The organism is Exiguobacterium alkaliphilum (assembly GCF_018138125.1).
Taxonomy (GTDB): Bacteria; Bacillota; Bacilli; order Exiguobacteriales; family Exiguobacteriaceae; genus Exiguobacterium; species Exiguobacterium alkaliphilum.
The window spans coordinates 2,106,771-2,125,257 of the sequence record NZ_CP073101.1 but is presented as its reverse complement, the minus strand read 5'-3'; the positions used below and the strand labels follow the sequence as shown (position 1 = coordinate 2,125,257).

The following is an 18,487-nucleotide window of genomic DNA, read 5'->3' as shown; positions in this document are numbered from 1 at the left end:
ACTTTAATCTGGAGGGATTTTATCATGACAAAAGAACAAATCTTAGTAGACGTACAAGCAGCAGTGGCCGAGAAGCTCGGCGTAGACGTGGCAGAAGTAACGGCTGACAAATCGTTTAAGGACGACCTCGGCGCGGACTCGCTCGAAGTGATGGAAATGGTCATGGACCTCGAAGACAAGTTCGACATCACGATCGAGGACGAAGATGCAGAGAAACTCGCAACGGTCGGCGACGTCGTCGCGTATATCGAAACAAAAGTGTAATCCAGCTTCCACCGCTCATTCCGAGCGGTGGGCATGCTTCTATTTGGAGGGAACTATGACAAAAGACAAACGACGGTTTGACCGTCAAGGGTCGGCACAGCGGCGCCGACGAAACGAAATCGAACGCGCGCGCATCCTCGAGCAGTTCAATGCGCTCGAACGAAAGCTCTCGGTTCAGTTCGCGAATAAAGAGCTATTGATGCAGGCGTTCACGCATTCCTCATATGTGAATGAACAACGTGGACTGAAGAAAGACAATGAACGATTGGAGTTTTTAGGAGACGCAGTCCTCGAACTGACCGTCTCACGATTTTTGTATGAGACGTACCCGGAGCGCTCCGAGGGGGAATTAACGAAGTTACGGGCTGCCATCGTGTGTGAGCCATCGCTCGTCAACTTTGCCGAAGCTTACGCTTTCTCTGAGTTCATCCTGCTTGGGAAAGGAGAAGAGTTGACGGGTGGACGTAAACGTCCGGCGTTGCTCGCTGATGTGTTCGAATCTTACATCGGCGCACTCTATCTCGACCAAGGGATCGAACCAGTCGAACAGTTCCTCGCCGAAGCGGTTTTTCCGAAAGTCTTGGCCGGTGTGTTTGAAGAACAGACGGATTATAAGAGCCAGCTGCAAGAGAGCGTCCAGCGGGAAGGTCTCGGTCCGGTCTCCTATACGATTATCGAAGAGCGCGGTCCGGCCCATAGCCGGGAGTTCGTCGCGCACGCCCGTTTGTCTGACGATATCGTCGGAGAAGGGGTCGGTCGCTCGAAAAAGGAAGCAGAACAGATTGCCGCGAAAGAGGCGTTAATTGAATTCAATCGGCGCTACGCCGACCTATGAAAAAGAGTGAGCCGCCGCGGCTCACTCTTTTTCAGTTCAATTGTCCGAGCTCCTCGACGATGCCGTCGACTTCAGAGATGGAGAGCGATGAGCGGTTCATCACGTAGTCATAAATCTCTTTCACGGCCGAGCTGTCGGCCCGGTTATATTCTTCGGCTTTGATTGCGCCGCGGTTGATGATGTTCATCTTGTCGAGAATCGCCTCGATCATTTGTTCGTTCGTCATGTGTCGTACCCCTTTCTACAGTTCTTTTTAGAATAGCATGATTCTAGCATTTTGACGAACTGTCAACTGTGGTAAAATAAACGAATGAATGCTTACTGAGGATAGGATGGTCACGATGCACTTAAAACGAATTGAACTCGCGGGCTTTAAATCATTTGCCAAGCGGATTGAACTAGATTTCCGTCCTGGTGTCACGGCGGTCGTTGGGCCGAACGGGAGCGGGAAATCAAATATATCGGACGCGGTACGCTGGGTGCTCGGGGAGCAATCGGCCAAATCGCTACGCGGCGCGAAGATGGAAGATGTCATCTTTGCCGGGAGTGAGGGAGAGAATCATCGGAACGTCGCCGAAGTGACCCTCGTGCTCGATAATTCTGACGCTCATCTGCGACTCCCTTATGAAGAAGTGAGTGTGACGCGACGCGTTTCAAGGAGCGGGGATAGCGATTACTTCATGAATAAAAAGCCATGTCGTCTAAAAGACGTCCTTGATTTGTTCATGGATACAGGTCTTTCCCGTGACGCGTTCGCCATCATCGGACAAGGCCGGGTCGAACAGGTCATCTCTGGTAAACCGGAAGACCGTCGTGCCGTCATCGAAGAGGCGGCTGGTGTACTGAAGTATCGTCAACGGAAGAAGCAAGCCGAGCGCAAATTGCAAGACACGGAGCTCAACTTGTCTCGTGTCGACGACATCTTATATGAGCTCGCCGATCGTGTCGAACCGCTACGTGAACAAGCGGCACTCGCACGGGAATATCAAGTCGCAAAAATACGGCATGACGAACTCGAGACCGGCATCCTCGGAGCCGAAATCACCGAGCTCGGTCAAAAGTTGACGACCTGTCAGACGGAGCTCGATGCGGCGACGAAAGAACAACAGCGTTTGAACGAGTCGCTGGCTACGCTACAAGCGGAGCGAGCCGAACTCGAGACGAATCTTTCGGACAAACGGGATCATCTCGAGTCGTCGCATCAAACCGAGCGGTCACAGGCGACCGAGCTCGAACGTTTGGTTGGCGAGATCAACTTGGCAAAGGCTCGTGAAGAGCATGGTGCCGAGACGAAAGAACGCCTTGAACGTCAACGTGAAGAGTTGGCTGCTGAGCTGGAACAGCTCGAGGCCCGCTTGTCCATCGCACGGGACGATATGGCGAAGAAACGGTCGACGCTCGAGGTGGCCGACACTTCGCGTGACGCGCTCGATCAAAAACTCGTGGCGGCGTCACGCGATTTCGAGTCGGAAATTGAGCAGCTTCAGGGCGAAGCGTTCGAACTTGCGACGACACGAGCCACGTTGACGAATCAGCAGAAGCGCGAAGAACGAGATATCGAGCAAGCGAGAGAAGCGACCGAACGCCTCCTGCGTGAGAACAAGGACCGGCTTGACGTGCGAAGCGAACAGACGACCGCGCTCGACGCGGAGCGCTCGACGCTCGAGGTTGCGCGGGCGGCATGGCAACAGTTGCTCGAACGCGAAGACGAGTTGACGACTCGTGAGCGTGCGCTCCGAGACAAGTTGACGCGTGCCGAACAGTCGTACCATGACCTCGACCGCCGTCGCCAGAAGACCGAAGACCGAATCGATATGCTCGAGCGGATGAAGCAATCGTATGAAGGCTACTTCCATGCCGTCAAGTTCGTGCTGAAAGACCGGGGCCCGGGCGTCCTCGGTGCCGTGGCCGAACTGATTCAAGTCCAGCCGTCTTACGAAGCCGCCATCGAGACGGCGCTCGGACAGACGCAACAACACATCGTCGTCGCCGACGAGGCAGTCGGCCGGCGCGAGATTGACAAGTTGCGCCGGGCGAACGCCGGTCGGGCGACGTTCGTCCCGATGACGACGGTGAAGGAGCGGTACGTTCCGAGTGAGGTCGTGCATCGCCTCGAAGCGATGGACGGGTTCGTTGGGGTCGCCGCCGACCTCGTCACGACAGACGAGTCGTATGATCGATTGAAGCGGTCGCTTCTCGGCGCGGTCGTCGTCGCGAAGTCGCTCGAAGTGGCGAACCGGATTGCCCAGACGACGGGGTATCGCTACCGCATCGTCACCCTCGACGGGGACATCGTCAACGTCGGTGGTTCGATGACGGGGGGGAGCCGGAAACAAGGTGTGGCGTTGTTCACGCAGTCACGCGAGCTCGATGACTTGAAGCAAGGATTGACGCAAGGACTCGCCATGCTCCATGAGCAGCAGTTACGGGTGACGGAGTATACGGACGAGATTAAACGTCTCGAGGCAGAACTCGAGACGGTACGGACAGAAAAACGTGAGCAAGAGATCACCCTTCGCGAACGCGAGGCGAGTTATCGTGACCTCGAACGCGTCAGCCAAGACGCGAAAGCACAACTCGAACTGTTCGACCATGAGATGAATCGATACGCACGAACGATTGATGCGTCGACGTCCGAGCTCGCTCGTCTGACCGAGGAGATCGCGGCGACAGCAGCGAAAGAGACGGTCCTCCGCAAACAGCTCGAGTCACTCCGTGTCGAACAAGCGAAAAGTGTCGAGACGACGGGGGACTTGCGCGAACAGATGCGTCAACTCGAGCTCGACCGCCAGCGTCATGCGCTCGAATTCGAACGGGTCGAGGCGGAAGTCGAGCGGTTCAATCAAGAACGTGTGAAGCTCACCGAACGGATCGGTCAAATCGAGGCCGAGCTCGACCGTCTCGCGACCGGAAAAATCGTCTCGTCTGCTGAACTCCGTCTCACCCACGAGGCGGCGCAGGGCGAGATGGAGGCGCTCAAACGTCACATCGAGACCGAGACGGCTTCACTTAAAGCACTCGAAGAATCGCACCGGATTATTCGTCAACGTGAGCAACAGGCGACGGACGTGCTCCGGCGCATGGAAAGTGACGTCCGGAAAATCGAGTCGACACATAACGAACTCGAGTTGAAACGACAGTGGAAACTCGATGCCCTCGAGGAGCGTGGACTCGTCTACGAGCTCCTCCCGGCACTCGAAATCGCCTTAGAAGAGGCGCGTGAGGAGTTCAAGTTGCTCGTCCGTCAAATCGAGGAGATCGGTCCGGTCAACATCAATGCGATCGAAGAGTTCGACGTCGTCAACGAGCGCTTCACGTTCTTATCGGAACAGCGCGACGACCTCGTCAGCGCGAAAGAGGACTTGTATGCGATCATCTCCGAGATGGACCAGGAAGTGACCCGTCTCTTCAAGGAGACATACACGTCCGTCCGCGCCCACTTCAAACAGACGTTCATCGAACTGTTTGGCGGCGGCGAGGCCGATTTGAAACTAGTGGATGAACATGACTTGCTCAATACCGGGATCGATATCGTCGCCAAACCGCCGGGCAAGAAGTTGCAGACGCTCAGCCTGCTTTCTGGCGGTGAACGTGCCTTGACCGCGATCGCGTTGTTATTCGCCATCTTGAAGACGCGTCCGGTGCCGTTTTGCGTCCTTGATGAAGTCGAGGCGGCACTCGACGAAGCGAACGTCCATCGTTTCGGTGAATACGTCCGCACGCTCTCAATCGATACACAATTCGTCATCATCACCCACCGCAAAGGGACGATGGAGGCGGCCGACACGCTTTACGGCGTGACGATGCAACAAAACGGGGTCTCCGAAGTGCTCTCGGTCGAACTGGCCGAGGCGAAGCGCGTCGTCGAGACGGAACAAGAGATGGAGGAATTGACTTGAGTTTTTTTAAGAAGTTAAAAGATAAATTGACGACCTCGACCCAAGAGGTGTCGCAAAAGTTTACAGACGGTTTGACGAAGACGCGTGACGGATTCGCGAGCGCCGTCAACGACCTCGTCTATCGCTTTCGTGAAGTCGATGAGGACTTCTTCGATGAGCTCGAAGACTTGCTCATCCAGGCGGACGTCGGCGTGACGACGACGATGGATCTCGTTGAAGACTTGAAAGAAGAAGTGAAACGCCGCAACTTAAAAGACCCGGCCGCCGTCCGCGATGCGCTCGTCGAGGTCGTGGCGAAACGTCTTCAAGAGGACGAGTCGGAGCGTGAACTCAACATGCAGGACGGTCTCACGGTCATCCTGTTCGTCGGTGTGAACGGGGTCGGCAAGACGACGACGATTGGCAAACTCGCCCACCAATTGAAATCAGAGGGCCGCTCGGTCATGCTTGCGGCAGGCGATACGTTCCGCGCCGGGGCCATCGACCAGCTCCAAGTTTGGGGCGAACGGGCCGGCGTGCCGGTCATTCGACAAGCGGAAGGGTCTGACCCGGCCGCGGTCGTGTTCGATGCCGTCCAAGCGGCGAAGTCGCGCGGGGTCGATGTCCTCATTTGTGACACGGCCGGACGTCTCCAAAACAAGGTCAACTTGATGAAAGAACTTGAAAAAGTGAAGCGTGTCATCGAACGGGAAGTGCCGAACGGACCACACGAGGTGCTCCTTGCACTCGATGCGACGACGGGCCAAAACGCGATGTTGCAAGCGAAGTCGTTCCGAGAAGCGACGAACGTGAGCGGCATCGTGTTGACGAAACTCGACGGGACGGCCAAAGGTGGAATCGTGCTCGCGATTCGAAACGAGCTCGATATCCCGGTCAAATACGTCGGGCTCGGTGAGAAAATCGATGATTTGCAACCGTTCGACCCAGAGCAGTTCGTCCTCGGTCTGTTCGGTGACGTGTTCGAGGAAAATGAACAGACAAACGATGACCTCGCCTGACTTTCACTGTTAAGAAAAAAACTTGACAAGAAGTTAGGACGGCTGTACTATTGTTAGTTGTAAAGGGATTTCACTTAACATGTGGAGGTGGAACGGATGTCGCTAGAAAAGACGAATCGGATGAACTATTTATTCGATTTTTATCAGGCGCTTCTCACACCGAAACAGCGCAACTATATGTCTCTTTATTACCTAGATGACTTTTCGCTCGGAGAAATTGCAGAAGAGTTCGAAGTCAGCCGTCAAGCGGTCTACGATAACATAAAGCGCACGGAAACGATGCTCGAGCAGTACGAAGCAAAGCTCGGTCTGTTCGAGAAACACGAACAGCGCCAACAGTTGCTTCAGACGCTCAAACGTCAAGTCGGGACAACCCCCGACGTGACAGCGACGATTTCAGCGCTTGAGAATTTAGAGTAGGGGGCTGGAGCATGGCATTTGAAGGATTATCAGAACGATTGCAGGCGTCACTTGCGAAGATGCGCGGCAAAGGGAAAATCTCGGAGGCAGACGTCAAAGAGATGATGCGTGAAGTTCGCCTCGCGCTCCTAGAAGCCGATGTCAACTTCAAAGTCGTCAAACAGTTCGTCAACGACGTGAAAGAACGGGCCATCGGCCAAGACGTCATGAAATCGTTGACACCAGGACAACAAGTCGTCAAAATCGTTCACGATGAGTTAACGACTCTGATGGGTAGCGACGTCGTCCCAATCACCTTTAGCCAAAAACCGCCGACGGTCGTCATGATGGTCGGACTACAAGGCGCGGGGAAAACGACGACGACCGGCAAGCTCGCGAACTTGATTCGCAAAAAGCACAACCGGAGTCCGCTCCTCGTCGCGGCCGATATTTATCGTCCCGCGGCCATCAAGCAACTTGAGATGCTCGGCAAGCAACTCGATTTACCGGTCTTCTCGCTTGGGGATCAAGTGACACCGGAAGAGATTGTCACGCAAGCGCTCGAGTACGCGAAAACGAATCATCACGACTTCGTGTTGATAGATACGGCCGGTCGCCTTCACATTGACGAGACGCTCATGGGTGAGCTCGAAAACGTGAAAACGATCGCCAAACCAAATGAAATCTTCCTCGTCGTCGATGCGATGACGGGACAAGATGCGGTCAATGTGGCCGACAGCTTCAATGATTTGCTCGGAATTACCGGCGTCGTGCTCACGAAGCTCGACGGTGATACGCGTGGTGGGGCAGCCCTTTCAATCAAGGCAGTCACGGGAGCGCCGATTAAGTTCGTCGGTCTCGGTGAAAAGTTGGATGCCCTCGAACCATTCCATCCGGAACGCATGGCGTCACGGATTCTTGGGATGGGTGACGTGCTCACGCTCATTGAAAAAGCCGAGTCGCAGATGGACCAAGATGCCGCCAAAGAGCTCGAGAGCAAAATGCGCGATGCATCATTCACGTTCGATGATTTTATCGAGCAATTGGGTCAAGTGAAAAACATGGGCCCGATTGATGAGTTACTTTCGATGTTACCTGGTGCAGGTAAGATGAAAGGGTTGAAGAACGTCCAAATCGACGAGAAACAACTCGATCACGTCGAAGCGATTATCCGCTCGATGACAAAGCACGAGCGCGCTCATCCTGAAGTGCTCAATGCGAGTCGTCGGAAACGGATCGCAAAAGGAAGCGGTCGCTCCATCCAGGAAGTGAACCGCCTCATCAAACAGTTCGACGACATGAAGAAGCTGATGAAGCAAATGTCGGGACAAATGAAAGGGAAGAAAAAAGGCCTCGGTCTTCCGTTCTTCTAAAGAAACCTTTTGTCAGTCGGACGAAAAAGCAGTATACTATTAAAGTTGTCAATTCTTAAACACATGATGGAGGTATATTACCATGGCAGTTAAAATTCGTCTTAAGCGCATGGGCGCAAAAAAATCACCTTTCTACCGGATCGTTGTCGCTGATTCACGTTCACCACGTGACGGTCGTTTCATCGAGCAAGTAGGATACTACAACCCGGTTGCAAAACCAGAGGCAGAAGTTCGCATCGACGAAGAACTCGCGCTCAAATGGTTGGCAGACGGCGCGAAGCCATCTGACACAGTTCGTAACTTGTTCTCTAAAGCAGGGATCATGGAGAAATTCCACAACGCGAAAAACGCGAAGTAAGCCTGCGGCCGACCTTTTATGAGGTCGGCCTATTTTTATGAGGAGGGATACAATGGATTGGTTGTACGTAGGAAAGATCGCCAACACCCATGGGTTGAAAGGCGAAGTGAAGATTTTGGCTGCGACGGACTTCCCGGAAGAACGGTTCAAAAAAGGAAACACGCTCTTCCTCGACGTCGATGGGAAGAAGCAAGAGATGACCATCACGACGTATCGTCCCCATAAGCAGTTCCATCTCGTCACGTTCAAAGGGTTCGAGAACATCAACCACGTCGAGAAGTATAAAGGGATGAAGCTGTACGTCCATGCCGAGCACGTGCACGAGCTCCCGGAACACGAGTTTTATTACCATGAGATTATCGGTTGCGACGTCGTCGTCGACGGTGAGGTCATCGGCGTCGTCGATGATATCTTCGAGACGGGCGCGAACGACGTCTGGGTCATCAAACGGCCTGGAAAGTCTGATGCGTTGATTCCGTACATCGAGTCGGTCGTCAGCGAGATTGACGTCGAAGCGAAGCGGGTCGTCATCACCCCGATTCCGGGAATGATTGAAGATGAAGATTGACGTGTTGACGCTCTTCCCCGAGATGTTCGCCCCGCTCGACCATTCCATCGTCGGGCGAGCGAAAGGGCTCGGGCAAGTCGACATCGGCATCACGAACTTTCGAGACTTCTCGACGAACAAACATCATAAAGTCGATGACTATCCGTACGGGGGCGGTGCCGGCATGTTGCTGACGCCGCAACCGATTTTCGATGCGTTCGCCTCGCTCGACGCAAATCGTCCGCGCGTCATCGTCACGACGCCGACGGGCCGGCCGTTCACCCAACAAATCGCCGAGGAATGGGCCGGGGAAGACCACCTCGTCTTCCTGTGCGGCCATTATGAAGGGTTCGACCAACGGATCCATGACGAGCTCGCGACCGATGAAGTGTCGATCGGAGATTTCGTCTTGACCGGGGGCGAGCTCGCCGCCATGGTCATGATCGACGCGACCGTCCGGCTGTTGCCGGACGTCTTAGGGGCGCAGGCGAGCCACGAGGACGATTCGTTCTCGACCGGCCTCCTCGAATACCCGCACTATACCCGTCCTGCCGACTTCCGAGGCTTGAAGGTGCCGGACGTCCTCTTGTCCGGCAACCATGCGAGAATCGAGGCGTGGCGACGTGAGCAGTCGCTTTTAAAGACGTATGAGCGGCGACCGGACTTACTCGAAGCGGCCGAGCTGACAGAACGCGATAAAATCTTCCTCGAGTCGTTGCGCGATTGAACAATTTATGCTATGTTTGAGCATGTGGGTTAAACCCGCCGATTACCGATGTTCCGCTGTTGGATGCCTGGGCATATGAAGACATGAACATTGAAGAAAAAGGAGAATACATTCATGAACACACAAAAACTGTTCCGTGAAATCACAGAAGAACAATTCAAATCGGACGTACCTGCTTTCCGTCCTGGTGACACAGTACGTGTCCACGTTAAAGTCGTAGAGGGAACGCGTGAGCGTATCCAGATGTTCGAAGGCGTAGTCATCAAACGTAAAGGTGGCGGCATCAGCGAAACATTCACAGTCCGTAAGATTTCTTACGGCGTAGGTGTTGAGCGTGCATTCCCGCTTCACTCACCACGTGTCGCGCAAATCGAAGTCGTTCGTTACGGTAAAGTCCGCCGTGCGAAACTTTACTACCTCCGCAACCTTCGCGGTAAAGCAGCACGTATTAAAGAAATCCGTCGTTAAGATGGGGATTAAGCTTGTCGCTTGCGACAAGCTTCTTTTTTTCTAGTACAATAAGTTCAAACGGATAGAGGAGTGAGGCATGTTGAAAGAAGTGTTCAGTTGGATTAAGGCGATCGTTGTAGCGCTCGTCATCGCGTTCGTGATCCGGACGTTCATCTTTGTACCTGTCATCGTCGAAGGAGAATCGATGATGCCGACGCTCCAAAATGCCGATCGCATGATCGTCAGTAAAATCTCGAACTATGTCGGAGAGTTCGATCGTGGGGACATTATCGTCTTCCATGCGACCGAATCGAAAGATTACATCAAACGCGTCATCGCCATCCCAGGCGACACGCTCGAATATCGTGACGATACGCTCTATTTGAACGGAGAGGCGATGGAAGAGCCGTATTTGGATGACTTCCGCGCCCAAATGAACGGGTTCCCGCTCACCGAGAACTTTACGCTCGAACAAGTGACGGGCGAGTCGGTCGTCCCGGACGGTCAATACTTCGTCATGGGTGACAATCGACAAAACTCGAAAGATAGCCGAGAGATCGGTCTCGTCTCGAAAGAGGACGTCGTCGGCAAAACGAACTTCGTGTTCTGGCCGCTAGACGACTTCGGGACGGTAGAAGAATAAGGTGGTGTTTTTTTGGCAATTCAATGGTTTCCTGGCCACATGGCCAAAGCAAGAAGACAAGTAACAGAAAAGATTAAACTGATTGACGTCGTCATCGAGCTCGTCGATGCACGCGTCCCGCAGTCGAGCCGAAATCCGATCGTCGATGAGATCACGGCGGGCAAGCCGCGTCTCATCGTCCTCAATAAAGCCGACATGGCCGACCCTGCCGTCACAGACGCTTGGCTCAAAGCGTTCAAGCGGGACGACGTCGAAGTCGTCGCCGTCGACTCGAAGCACAGCAAAGGCTTGAAGCAGCTCATGACGGGCGCCGAGAAGCTCATGAAAGACAAGCACGACCGGATGCGTGAGAAAGGCCGTAACCCTGGTCCAATCCGTGCCCTCATCATCGGGATCCCGAACGTCGGGAAGTCGACGCTCATCAACCGCCTCGCCGGGCGCAACATCGCCATCACGGGTGACCGCCCGGGTGTGACGAAGCGCCAGCAATGGATCAAGATGAAAGGCGGCGAGATGGAGCTGCTCGATACACCGGGGATTTTGTGGCCGAAGTTCGAGGACCAGCTCGTCGGCTATCGTTTGGCGGCGACAGGGGCAATCAAGGACGAAATCTTGAACTTGGACGATATCGCCCTCTACACGGCGCGCGAGCTACGGACGCGGTATCCGGAACAGTTGAAGGACCGCTTCAAGCTCGAGGAGTTGCCGGAGGATGCGGTCGAACTGCTTGAGTTGATCGGCAAGAAACGCGGTCTCATTAGCGGCGGCTACGTCGATTTCGAGAAAGCGAGCGAGTTGTTGTTAAACGAGTTGCGTCACGAAAAGATTGGCCGAATCTCACTCGAGACACCGGCCGACCATGAGCTGGCGTGAAGCCCTGTGCAAACAGGGCTTTTTTGGATAGGAGGGATACGATGACGATTGAAGAAATTAAACGACGGCTCGAGACCGTTCGATATGAGGAGTGGGAAGCGGTGCGCGCGTCGTTCGACACTGAGACGCGTAAAGGCGTCCTAGCGCTCATCGCCAAAAAAGATAGGCAGTTCTTACACGAACAGGCCGAGCGGGACGATTACACGAGCCGGATGGCGTTCGAGCGGGAACTGATCGCCTCGGGATTCGAACGCATCGCCGGTGTCGACGAAGTGGGCCGTGGCCCGCTCGCAGGTCCGGTCGTCGCGGCAGCGGTCGTATTGCCCGATTCGTTTTATCATCCTGGATTGAACGACTCGAAGAAGATGTCGAAACGAGCCCGTGAGCGCGCCTTCGAGCAGATCATGGCCGAGGCGACGGTCGGGGTCGGCATCGTGGCCGCCGACGTCATCGACGAGGTGAACATCTATGAGGCGACGAAGCTAGCGATGCAGGAAGCGGTCGAGCGACTCGATGACGTCGATGCGCTCTTGATCGATGCGATGCGCCTCGAACTCGAGCTGCCGCAGACGTCGCTCATCAAGGGTGACACGCGGAGCGTCTCGATTGCGGCGGCGAGTGTCGTCGCCAAAGTCGTCCGGGACAAGATGATGGAAGATTACGCCGTCCTCTATCCGGGCTACGGCTTTGAGCGCAACGCCGGCTACGGGACGAAAGACCATCTGTCTGGTCTTGCCGAACGTGGCGTCACGCCGATTCACCGGAAGTCGTTCGCGCCAATCAAACAGATGTAGGAGGGGAAACGATGCGCATCGATCACCAAGGCGTCATGCCGTTCAAAGTGACGGAACAGACGTCACGCCAACTGCTCGTCGGCAATACGGTCGTCGGCAGGGTGCTCCAGTTATTGCCCGGCGGTGAGGCCGTCATGCAACTGCCGCAAGGCCTGTTTCGCGTCGGGGTGAACGCCGACGTGAAAGAGAACGTCACGTATAAGATGGTCGTCACAGAGCTCGAGCCGAAACTCGTGTTGAAAGTCGTCCCGCAGACGACCGAAGCGCAAGTAGCACGCTCGCCGCTCGCCTTACTCACTTCAGAGCTCGCCAAGTTCGCCCGTCAACCGCTCGAGACGCCAGAACAGATCAAGGTGCAAGGTCAAAAGTTGCTCGACAGCGGCGCCGGCAGCGAGGTGAAGCAGTTGATTGGCGAACTGTTCAGAACGAAAGATGCGAAGTTCGAGCCGTTCGTGCGCGCCCAAGAGACGTTCAACGCGTTGCAGACCTCTCCGTTCGCCGCTCATGGATTTCACATACCGCATTTAGGACCGTTCGAGAACGTCAAGTTCCGTCTCGAGGGTCCGAAACGTGAGATGCTCGACGCCGATCATGCTCGCATCGTCCTCTTCCTCGAGACGCCCCGGTTCGGCGAGACGGGGATCGATTTGCTCGTCCATAAGCGGCAAATCACGATTAAAGTGTATAACGAAGGCCACGACTTAGGTCCGTTCGTCCGCGCCTATGAGCCAACACTCTCTTTGGCGTTACATAACGCGGGGTATGAACTGTCCCGATTCGCGTTCGAACAAAAAATAGAAGCGGTGCCAGAGCCGTTCGCCCCGCTCGGAAAGGTGGATCTTCGAATATGAGCGAACGTAAGCAAGCCATCGCCTTGTCGTATGAGCAAACGATGGAGTCGCCTCGCGTCGTCGCCAAAGGGGGCGGACTCGTCGCCGAGCGAATGCTCGCCCTCGCCCAAGCGAACGGGATCCCGATTCACGAGGACCCGGCGCTGTTGTCGCTTCTCGACGCGCTACAAATCGAAGAGCACATCCCGGACGACCTGTATCAGGTCATCGCCGAGCTGTTTGTGTTTCTTTATCAAATGGAACAGGATAAAATCATAGATGTCTAGCGCTATTTGTGAAAAAAAGATGAAAAGTTAAAGCAAGAACGATAGACAGCGCTTTCAGTTTTTCGTTACAATAGACGTGCCGATATTAAAGGGGACTAAGGGGGAAATCAAATGAATATCCATGAGTATCAGGCAAAAGAACTGCTCCGCGCATTTGGAGTCGCCGTACCGACCGGTTATCCGGCGTTTACGGTAGAGGAGGCAGTTTCAGCCGCCGCCAAGCTAGACGGTGAATTGAAAGTTGTCAAAGCACAAATCCATGCAGGTGGCCGCGGGAAAGCCGGCGGTGTCAAACTTGCGAAGACGGATGAGGAAGTCAAACAGTATGCGTCTGAGATTCTCGGCAAAACGCTCGTCACGCATCAGACTGGACCGGAAGGAAAAGTCGTTCAACGTCTTTACATCGAAGAAGGATCGGCAATCGATCAAGAATTTTACTTAGGACTTGTGCTTGACCGTTCGATCGGCCGAATCGTCATCATGGGTTCATCTGAAGGTGGTATGGACATCGAAGAAGTCGCTGAACATACACCAGAGAAGATTCATAAAGAAATCGTCGACCCGGTCGTCGGACTCCGTCCGTTCCAAGCCCGTCGTCTCGCTTTCAAGATGGAAGTACCAACGAAGCTCGTCAACAAGTTCAGTGACATGGTCATGAAGTTGTACAAAGTATACGTCGAGACAGATTGCACGATTGCGGAAATCAACCCGCTCGTGACGACGAAAGACGGCAACGTCATCGCGCTCGATGCGAAACTCAACTTCGATAGCAACGCGCTCTACCGTCATTCAGACATTCTCGATTTGCGCGACACGACGGAAGAAGATCCACGTGAAGTCGAAGCGTCGAAACACGACCTCAGCTATATCGCGCTCGATGGGAATATCGGATGTCTCGTCAACGGGGCTGGTCTCGCGATGGCGACGATGGATATCATCAAGCATTACGGCGCCGAGCCCGCCAACTTCCTCGATGTAGGCGGCGGTGCGACGAAAGAGAAAGTAACGGAAGCGTTCAAGTTGATTTTGTCAGACGACCAAGTCAAAGGGATCTTCGTCAACATCTTCGGTGGCATCATGAAGTGTGACATCATCGCTGAAGGAATCGTCGCGGCGACGAAAGAAATCGGACTCGATTTACCACTCGTCGTTCGTTTAGAGGGAACAAACGTGGATGCGGGACGACGCATTCTCGATGAATCTGGTCTTGCGATCACGTCGGCGAGCTCGATGGCTGACGGTGCAGAAAAAATCGCGGCACTCGTTCGATAAGGGGGAAACGACATGAGTATTTGGGCGAATCAAGATACAAAAGTGATCATTCAAGGGATCACAGGGAAACAAGGTCTGTTCCACGGCGAACAGATGTTGGCTTATAACACGAAGCTAGTCGGAGGCGTCACGCCTGGTAAGGGCGGTACGACGGTCCTTGATGGTGTGCCGGTCTTCAACACGGTGTCTGAGGCAGTCGAAGCGACGGGCGCGAACGCGTCAATCATCTACGTGCCACCTGCGTTCGCTGCTGACTCAATCATGGAAGCGGCCGATAGCGGAATCGAACTCATCATCTGCATCACGGAAGGGATTCCAGTCATCGACATGATCCAAGTGAAACGTTATCTCGAGGACAAACCGGCTCGTTTAATCGGACCGAACTGTCCAGGGATTATCACGCCAGGGGAAGCGAAGCTTGGAATCATGCCAGGGTATATCCATACGAAAGGTCACGTCGGGATCGTGTCGCGTTCAGGAACACTCACGTATGAGGCGGTGCATCAATTGACGACAGCCGGTATCGGACAATCGACGGCAGTCGGCATCGGGGGCGACCCGGTCAACGGCACGAACTTCATCGACACGCTCAAAGCGTTCAACGAAGACGAAGACACGAAAGCGGTCATCATGATCGGTGAGATCGGCGGGACTGCGGAAGAAGAAGCGGCCGAATGGGTGAAGGCGAACATGACGAAGCCGGTCATCGGCTTCATCGGCGGCCAGACGGCCCCAGAAGGCAAACGGATGGGTCACGCTGGCGCCATCATCTCTGGCGGTAAAGGAACGGCAGCCGAGAAGATTAAGACACTCAACGCCAACGGGATTGAAGTGGCCGAGACGCCGGCTGTCATCGGCGAGACGCTCATTCGCGTTTTGAAAGAAAAAGGGATATACGACGCTTGTGTCACGGGTCAACCGACGACGTAAGCCAAATCGGTCTGAGGGATGAATTTTCATCCCTCTTTCTTATAAAGGAGATTGTGATGAATCAAACAATAGCACGTTTTGCAGCCGAACGGTTGCCTGTCGAGTTCGTTCATCATTATTTATCCGGTACGCTCGATACGTATTACGCTTCTTCTGCCGTCTTGAGGAAAGTGGAACGGGCGAAGCGAAATACCGAGACGTACACCAACTTCATGACGTGGGAAGACCCGTTGTTCCCGACACGTTTGCTCGTCATCCCGAATCCCCCGTATTGTTTGTTTTATCGAGGGGATTTAGAGGTACTACATGAAAGAACGACCGCATTGGTCGGTAGCCGTGAATTGAATCGCATCAGTCGTCCGCTCGTCGAGTTTTTGCATCCTTTAATAGAAGAAACTGTATCGATTTCGGGCGGGGCGAAAGGCATCGATGGGCTCGTACATGAAGCCTCGCTCGTCCGCAATCGACCGACCGTCGCCGTTCTCGGATCGGGATTTTCTCACCTTTATCCGACCGTGCATGGTCCGTTGTTTGACAAGATTGAACGAACCGGATTATTGTTGAGCGAATACGTGCCGGACACGCCAGTTAAAAAATTTCAATTTTTGGAACGGAATCGTCTCGTCAGTGGGCTTGGCGATCGGCTCGTCGTCGTCCAAGGTAGGGAAAAAAGTGGGACGATGAATACAGTCAGCCATGCGCTCGAGCAAGGAAAGACGGTGTTTGCCGTCCCGGGCAGCCCGCTCGATCGACTCGCCGCCGGACCGAATCGATTGATTGAAGAAGGTGCGATTCCATTGACGAATCCCGATCAATTTCTAAACGATCTCATGATTGTACGTTGACAAATCATCGAGAACATGAATATTATGGTAGGGATTTAAATGACCTCTAAAAGGGGAGCAGATGTATGGCAAAATATTTGGTGATCGTCGAATCACCTGCGAAAGCAAAAACAATTAAACGGTATTTAGGATCGAATTATACGGTCAAAGCCTCGATGGGTCACGTCATTGATTTACCGAAGAGTCAGCTCGGTGTCGACGTCGAACACGACTTTGAACCGAAGTATATTACGATTCGTGGTAAAGGGCCGGTCTTGAAAGAATTGAAGACGGCCGCTAAAAAAGCGACGAAAATCTTTCTCGCGGCTGACCCGGATCGCGAAGGGGAAGCGATCGCATGGCATTTAGCCCGTGCCCTCGGTGTCGATGAGACGACGGAATGTCGTGTCGTCTTCAACGAGATCACGAAAGATGCGATTAAAGAATCGTTCAAACACCCGCGTAAAATCAATCACGACCTCGTCGATGCCCAACAGGCGCGACGGATCTTGGACCGCCTCGTCGGATACGGGATGAGTCCGTTATTATGGAAGAAAGTGAAAAAAGGATTGTCGGCTGGACGTGTCCAGTCGGTCGCCGTGAAGATGATTATCGATCGCGAGCGGGAAATCAACGCTTTCGACCCAGAAGAGTACTGGACGATCAAACTGAACCTCAACCATGACGGGGAGACGTTCGAGACTTCTTTCTTCGGAAAAGACGGCAAGAAAGTCGAACTGAAGACAGAGGCTGACGCGAACGAAGTGCTCAACACGATTGGGGACTCGTTCAACGTCGTCGACGTCACGAAAAAGGAACGCAAACGAAACCCGTCCCTCCCGTTCACGACGAGCTCGCTTCAGCAAGATGCGGCCCGTAAGCTGAACTTCCGTGCGAAAAAGACGATGATGCTCGCCCAGCAGTTGTATGAAGGGATCGACCTTGGCAAAAAAGAAGGCACGGTCGGTTTGATCACGTACATGCGTACCGATTCGACGCGAATTTCCGATTTGGCGAAAGCCGAAGCGAAAGAATATATCGAATCGACGTTCGGCGAAGAATATGTCGCGCTTCAAAAACAAAAGGAGAAGAAAGCGACGAACGCCCAGGACGCACACGAAGCGATTCGTCCGACGTCGGCTCTGCGTGACCCGGCCATGATGAAACCGTACTTGTCACGTGACCAACTCCGGTTGTACAAACTCATTTGGGAACGGCTCATCGCCAGCCAAATGGCACCGGCTGTCCTTGATACGGTGAAAATCGATGTCGAGTCGAACGGGATGACGTTCCGCGCCAACGGCTCGACCGTCAAGTTCCCTGGTTTCATGAAAGTGTATATCGAGTCAAAAGACGATGATATCGAAGAAGCGAACCCTGAGAAGGAAGGCTTGTTGCCGCCGCTTGAAGTGGACGACACGGTCGCGTTCGAGACGATTGAGCCGAAGCAGCACTTCACGCAGCCACCGCCGCGTTATACAGAGGCCCGACTCGTTCGTGCGATGGAAGAGCTCGGGATCGGTCGTCCATCGACGTATGCGCCGACGCTCGACACGATTCAAAAACGTGGCTATGTCGTGTTAGAAGAGAAGAAGTTCGTCCCGACCGAACTCGGTGAGCTCGTCATCGAAATGATTGACGAATACTTCAACGACTTCATTACCGTCCAGTTCACGGCCGACATGGAAACACTGCTCGACTCCATCGAGAACGAGGAAGTGGCATGGACCGATGTCGTCGCTCCGATTTATCGCAGTTTCGAGAAACGGTTGAAACGGGCCGAGTCAGAAATCGAGAAGATTGAAGTGAAAGATGAGCCGGCCGGCATCGACTGCGAGATTTGCGGTTCGCCGATGGTCATCAAGATGGGGCGCTACGGCAAATTCATGGCTTGTTCTGGTTTCCCGAACTGTACGAACACGAAGCCGGTCCAAGTCGAAATCGGTGTCCCTTGTCCGAGCTGTAAAGACGGCCAAGTCGTCGAACGGCGCAGCAAGAAAGGCCGTCTATTCTACGGCTGCTCGAACTATCCGGATTGTGAGTTCGTCTCTTGGGACAAACCGGTCGCGAAACCTTGCCCGGAATGTGACCACATGATGGTCGAGAAGAAAATTAAAGACGGCGTCAAATATCAATGTACGAACTGTACCCATACCGAGGTACATCAGCAAGAGGAGGATTAAG

General features: G+C 54.0%; 20 protein-coding genes. 19 read left to right on the top strand and 1 reads right to left on the bottom strand.

The window, feature by feature from the left end; all coding sequences use genetic code 11:
* The first annotated feature begins 24 nt into the window (after positions 1-24).
* Positions 25-264, top strand: coding sequence for an acyl carrier protein (acpP, locus tag KB235_RS10995; protein WP_034808956.1), 240 nt, complete (start codon positions 25-27; stop codon positions 262-264).
* Between the two features lie 55 nt (positions 265-319).
* Positions 320-1,099, top strand: coding sequence for a ribonuclease III (rnc, locus tag KB235_RS10990; protein ID WP_051622719.1), 780 nt, complete (start codon positions 320-322; stop codon positions 1,097-1,099).
* Between the two features lie 31 nt (positions 1,100-1,130).
* On the opposite strand, the gene KB235_RS10985 is transcribed toward rnc, so the two are convergent.
* Positions 1,131-1,325: a DUF1128 family protein gene (locus KB235_RS10985; RefSeq protein ID WP_034808954.1), complete on the bottom strand. Its 195-nt coding sequence runs from the start codon at positions 1,323-1,325 to the stop codon at positions 1,131-1,133.
* Between the two features lie 115 nt (positions 1,326-1,440).
* On the opposite strand from KB235_RS10985, the gene smc reads away from it, so the two are divergent.
* The 17 genes from smc (at position 1,441) to topA (ending at position 18,486) form a co-directional block, all read left to right on the top strand.
* Positions 1,441-4,998, top strand: coding sequence for a chromosome segregation protein SMC (gene smc, locus KB235_RS10980; protein ID WP_211779647.1), 3,558 nt, complete (start codon positions 1,441-1,443; stop codon positions 4,996-4,998).
* The gene (gene ftsY / locus KB235_RS10975; protein ID WP_211779646.1) at positions 4,995-5,996 is read left to right on the top strand and encodes a signal recognition particle-docking protein FtsY; all 1,002 of its coding nucleotides are present in this window, start codon (positions 4,995-4,997) and stop codon (positions 5,994-5,996) included. Before smc ends, ftsY begins: the two co-directional genes overlap by 4 nt.
* A 96-nt stretch (positions 5,997-6,092) precedes the next feature.
* Positions 6,093-6,416: a putative DNA-binding protein gene (locus KB235_RS10970; RefSeq protein WP_034808944.1), complete on the top strand. Its 324-nt coding sequence runs from the start codon at positions 6,093-6,095 to the stop codon at positions 6,414-6,416.
* Positions 6,417-6,427: 11 nt separating this feature from the next.
* Positions 6,428-7,768 (top strand): signal recognition particle protein, encoded by a 1,341-nt coding sequence (ffh, locus tag KB235_RS10965; RefSeq protein WP_211779645.1) that lies wholly within the window; start codon positions 6,428-6,430, stop codon positions 7,766-7,768.
* 82 nt (positions 7,769-7,850) lie between these two features.
* A complete protein-coding gene (rpsP, locus tag KB235_RS10960; protein WP_034808940.1) occupies positions 7,851-8,126 on the top strand; it encodes a 30S ribosomal protein S16 in 276 nt (91 codons plus the stop codon).
* 52 nt (positions 8,127-8,178) lie between these two features.
* Positions 8,179-8,694: a ribosome maturation factor RimM gene (rimM, locus tag KB235_RS10955; protein ID WP_034808938.1), complete on the top strand. Its 516-nt coding sequence runs from the start codon at positions 8,179-8,181 to the stop codon at positions 8,692-8,694.
* Positions 8,684-9,400: a tRNA (guanosine(37)-N1)-methyltransferase TrmD gene (gene trmD, locus KB235_RS10950; protein ID WP_211779644.1), complete on the top strand. Its 717-nt coding sequence runs from the start codon at positions 8,684-8,686 to the stop codon at positions 9,398-9,400. Before rimM ends, trmD begins: the two co-directional genes overlap by 11 nt.
* 114 nt (positions 9,401-9,514) lie before the next feature.
* Positions 9,515-9,868: a 50S ribosomal protein L19 gene (gene rplS, locus KB235_RS10945; protein WP_024370083.1), complete on the top strand. Its 354-nt coding sequence runs from the start codon at positions 9,515-9,517 to the stop codon at positions 9,866-9,868.
* Between the two features lie 79 nt (positions 9,869-9,947).
* The gene (gene lepB / locus KB235_RS10940; RefSeq protein WP_211779643.1) at positions 9,948-10,493 is read left to right on the top strand and encodes a signal peptidase I; all 546 of its coding nucleotides are present in this window, start codon (positions 9,948-9,950) and stop codon (positions 10,491-10,493) included.
* Positions 10,494-10,505: 12 nt separating this feature from the next.
* Complete coding sequence (gene ylqF / locus KB235_RS10935; RefSeq protein WP_034808931.1) at positions 10,506-11,366, top strand: ribosome biogenesis GTPase YlqF; 861 nt, start codon at positions 10,506-10,508, stop codon at positions 11,364-11,366.
* A gap of 41 nt (positions 11,367-11,407) precedes the next feature.
* Positions 11,408-12,160, top strand: coding sequence for a ribonuclease HII (locus KB235_RS10930; RefSeq protein ID WP_034808930.1), 753 nt, complete (start codon positions 11,408-11,410; stop codon positions 12,158-12,160).
* A gap of 11 nt (positions 12,161-12,171) precedes the next feature.
* On the top strand, positions 12,172-13,011 hold the full coding sequence (locus KB235_RS10925; protein ID WP_211779642.1) for a hypothetical protein: 840 nt from the start codon (positions 12,172-12,174) through the stop codon (positions 13,009-13,011).
* Entirely contained in the window at positions 13,008-13,277 is a 270-nt protein-coding gene (locus KB235_RS10920; RefSeq protein ID WP_034815080.1) for an EscU/YscU/HrcU family type III secretion system export apparatus switch protein, read from the top strand. Before KB235_RS10925 ends, KB235_RS10920 begins: the two co-directional genes overlap by 4 nt.
* A 111-nt stretch (positions 13,278-13,388) precedes the next feature.
* Positions 13,389-14,549, top strand: a complete 1,161-nt coding sequence (gene sucC, locus KB235_RS10915; protein ID WP_034808924.1) for an ADP-forming succinate--CoA ligase subunit beta — start codon at positions 13,389-13,391, stop codon at positions 14,547-14,549.
* Positions 14,550-14,561: 12 nt separating this feature from the next.
* A complete protein-coding gene (sucD, locus tag KB235_RS10910) occupies positions 14,562-15,479 on the top strand; it encodes a succinate--CoA ligase subunit alpha (protein WP_034808921.1) in 918 nt (305 codons plus the stop codon).
* A 56-nt stretch (positions 15,480-15,535) separates the two neighbouring features.
* Positions 15,536-16,324, top strand: coding sequence for a DNA-processing protein DprA (locus tag KB235_RS10905; protein ID WP_211779641.1), 789 nt, complete (start codon positions 15,536-15,538; stop codon positions 16,322-16,324).
* Between the two features lie 65 nt (positions 16,325-16,389).
* Positions 16,390-18,486 carry a type I DNA topoisomerase gene (topA, locus tag KB235_RS10900; protein WP_034815084.1) on the top strand — a complete coding sequence of 699 codons (2,097 nt, stop codon included), beginning with the start codon at positions 16,390-16,392 and terminating at the stop codon, positions 18,484-18,486.
* The last annotated feature ends 1 nt before the right edge of the window (position 18,487 follow it).